The 1,704-nt window shown below is 55.5% G+C and carries 1 rRNA gene; it reads left to right on the forward strand.

Annotation, left to right across the window (positions count from 1 at the left end):
* Window positions 1–1,703: ribosomal RNA gene (locus E2980_RS23805) — 23S ribosomal RNA — on the forward strand; the annotation flags it as partial.
* Window position 1,704 lies beyond the last annotated feature (1 nt).

A 1,704-nucleotide genomic window follows, 5' to 3' on the forward strand; every position in this document is an offset into this window, starting at 1 on the left:
ACTTGGGTAGGGGAGCGTTGTATGCGGGTAGAAGTCAGACCGTAAGGACTGGTGGACTGCATAGAAGTGAGAATGCCGGTATGAGTAACGAAAAGACAGGTGAGAATCCTGTCCGCCGAAAGCCTAAGGGTTCCTGGGGTAGGTTCGTCCGCCCAGGGTAAGTCGGGACCTAACGCGAGGCCGAAAGGCGTAGTGGATGGACAACAGGTTGAAATTCCTGTACCACCGTAATCCGTTATGAGCGATGGGGGGACGCAGGAGGGGAACGACGCGAGCTGATGGAATAGCTCGTCCAAGCAGTGAGAGGTGTGTGTAGGCAAATCCGCACACTGATACCTCAAGCTGTGATGGGGAGGGAAAATCATAGTACCGAAGGTCATGTACCCACGCTGCCAAGAAAAGCCTCTAGCCAGGAGAAGGTGCCCGTACCGCAAACCGACACAGGTGGGCGAGATGAGAATTCTAAGGCGCGCGGAAGAACTCTCGTTAAGGAACTCGGCAAAATGACCCCGTAACTTCGGGAGAAGGGGTGCCCCGGTAGTGTGAATAGCACGAGGGGGCCGCAGTGAAGAGGCCCAAGCGACTGTTTAGCAAAAACACAGGTCTGTGCGAAGCCGCAAGGCGAAGTATACGGGCTGACGCCTGCCCGGTGCTGGAAGGTTAAGAGGAGTGGTTAGCCGCAAGGCGAAGCTATGAATTGAAGCCCCAGTAAACGGCGGCCGTAACTATAACGGTCCTAAGGTAGCGAAATTCCTTGTCAGGTAAATTCTGACCCGCACGAATGGCGTAACGACTTGGGCGCTGTCTCAACGAGAGATCCGGTGAAATTTTAGTACCTGTGAAGATGCAGGTTACCCGCGACGTGACGGAAAGACCCCATGGAGCTTTACTGTAGCTTGATATTGAACTTTGGTACGGTCTGTACAGGATAGGTGGGAGCCTGAGAACTAGGAGCGCAAGCTTCTAGGGAGGCGCCGTTGGGATACCACCCTGATCGTATCGGAGTTCTAACTCACTACCCTTATCGGGTAGGAGGACCGTGTCAGGCGGACAGTTTGACTGGGGCGGTCGCCTCCTAAAGCGTAACGGAGGCGCTCTAAGGTTCCCTCAGCGCGGTTGGAAATCGCGCGCAGAGTGCAAAGGCATAAGGGAGCTTGACTGCGAGACCTACAAGTCGAGCAGGGACGAAAGTCGGACTTAGTGATCCGGTGGTACCGAATGGAAGGGCCATCGCTCAACGGATAAAAGCTACCCTGGGGATAACAGGCTTATCTCCCCCAAGAGTCCACATCGACGGGGAGGTTTGGCACCTCGATGTCGGCTCATCGCATCCTGGGGCTGAAGTAGGTCCCAAGGGTTGGGCTGTTCGCCCATTAAAGCGGTACGCGAGCTGGGTTCAGAACGTCGTGAGACAGTTCGGTCCCTATCTGTCGCGGGCGTAGGAAATTTGAGAGGGGCTGTCCTTAGTACGAGAGGACCGGGATGGACGCACCGCTGGTGTACCAGTTGTTCCGCCAGGAGCATCGCTGGGTAGCCAAGTGCGGAAGGGATAAGCGCTGAAAGCATCTAAGCGCGAAGCCTGCCTCAAGATGAGATTTCCCAATTCGTAAGACCCCTGGAAGAACACCAGGTTGATAGGCTCGGGGTGGAAGCGCGGCAACGTGTGCAGCTGACGAGTACTAATCGGTCGAGGGCTTATCCTAA

This window comes from Cohnella luojiensis (genome assembly GCF_004564235.1).
GTDB lineage: Bacteria > Bacillota > Bacilli > Paenibacillales > Paenibacillaceae > Cohnella > Cohnella luojiensis.